Source organism: Falcatimonas sp. MSJ-15, assembly GCF_018918265.1.
In the GTDB taxonomy this organism is placed as follows: domain Bacteria; phylum Bacillota; class Clostridia; order Lachnospirales; family Lachnospiraceae; genus Falcatimonas.
The window spans coordinates 1-1,852 of the sequence record NZ_JAHLQC010000052.1; the positions used below are offsets into that span (position 1 = coordinate 1).

General features: G+C 41.8%; 1 protein-coding gene. It reads right to left on the reverse strand.

Annotated features, from left to right (window positions below; genetic code table 11):
* Nucleotides 1–73: 73 nt before the first annotated feature.
* A complete protein-coding gene (gene ltrA, locus KQI85_RS16265) occupies nt 74–1,486 on the reverse strand; it encodes a group II intron reverse transcriptase/maturase (protein ID WP_371820697.1) in 1,413 nt (470 codons plus the stop codon).
* Nucleotides 1,487–1,852 lie beyond the last annotated feature (366 nt).

A 1,852-nucleotide genomic window follows, 5' to 3' on the forward strand; every position in this document is an offset into this window, starting at 1 on the left:
GGAAAATTAAATAAATTTTCCCGACCTCTCACACCACCGTACGTACGGTTCCGTATACGGCGGTTCAATCAACTTAACAAGTAACACACCTTTCGGTGTAGTAATCTATCATTGAGACTAATCCAAATTGGGTTAGTCTTTCTTTGTTTATTGCAAAATTCATAACTCTTCGCTGACACACATAAGCGATTCGACTACCTGTATATGCCGTAATCCAAGCTATATCCTTATCAACTCCAAGTTTCATCAAATTCTTTATTCGATTTTGCGGAGTTTTCCATTGCTTCCAGATACACATACGCAACCTATAACGAATTCTTGCATCTAGTTCTTTGCAGAGGGTTTTCATACTTCCTATCTTAAAGTAGTTAATCCACCCTCTTATAAGCTGATTGAGTTTCTCCACCTTATAGCTGTTGCTAACGCCCCAGCTACGACAGGTGAGTTCTTTCATTCTTTTCTTAAACTTCGCTACTGATTTTACGTGTGGTTTTGCCTTAAACTGATGTGCTCTTGAATCAAAGTAGAAACCAAATCCAAGGTATTTAAGTCCTTGTGGTCTATCTACCTTACTCTTGGTCATGTTGACTTTGAGCCCTAGCTTCTCTTCAATGAATCGTGAAATATTTCTCATGACTCTGTTAGCAGACATTTCGCTTCCGACCATAATAATACAGTCATCCGCATATCGTACAAAGTTAAGCCCCCGTTTTTCCATTTCCTTATCAAGTTCATTCAGCATAATGTTTGCCAATAATGGCGAGAGATTTCCTCCTTGTGGTGTCCCCACAATGGAATCCTCATATTCATCATCAATCATGATTCCGCTGACAAGGTATTTTCTAACAATAGAGATGACATCTCCATCTTTGATAGTTCTACCTATGATAGTCATGAGCTTATCATGGTTTACTGTGTCAAAGAACTTTTCCAAGTCGATATCTACAATCCAATCATCACCATCATTCATCATATCAAGTGCTGTCAGGATTGCTTGCTGCGCACATCTGTTAGGTCTGAATCCATAACTATGGTCATGGAACTGTTCCTCATAGATTGGTGTTAAAACCTGTGCAATGGCTTGTTGTATGAATCTGTCTGTTACTGTTGGTACTCCTAGGTTTCTGACACCGCCATCAGGCTTTGGTATCTCCACTCTTCGTACTGGCTGAGGTTTATATTTTCTCATCCTCAACTGTTCCTTGATGATTTCGCCGTTCTTTGCAAGGTATTCTTTGAGTTCTGTGTACTTCATTCCGTCCACTCCCTCGGCACCTTTATTTCGTACGACTTGCAGATATGCTCTGTTGAGATTATCGCTGGATAGTATCTGCTTCATTAGACTACTTGTGTCCATGCGTTCTTTCCTTTCCGTCTCGCTTGATTTGACCACCTTTTCCCGATTAGTTACGGCAGATGTTGCCATTTCTGCAATTCGAGACATACTCAAACTTATTGATTGTTCGCCCCTTTGCTCCATCTCCATTACAGAGACTTCTTCACTACTATTGGCTCGGCTGACTTCTCACAGTTCGTTGTTACTAGGCTGATGGAACCTCTGTGAGACCTCCACGCTTAAGGTGCACGCTCTTTCTCTCCATATATCCGCCACATTTACTCTGCTACTACAAAGGTGATAGTTATTAGACTTCGTTGCTTCGTGCCAACTTATCTCTCGTAGCCTAGCCTTATATGTGATTTCTGTTCGTCGGACCAGAGATTTGCTTACAGCTTCCTTCAGATTCTACCTTGCGATAGACACCCTTGCTGTTCGGCTGTACACTTCCCACTATCTGGGCATGTTTGGGACTTGCACCCGTTAGAGCGCGCCCATGGCGCGCAAACACAAAAA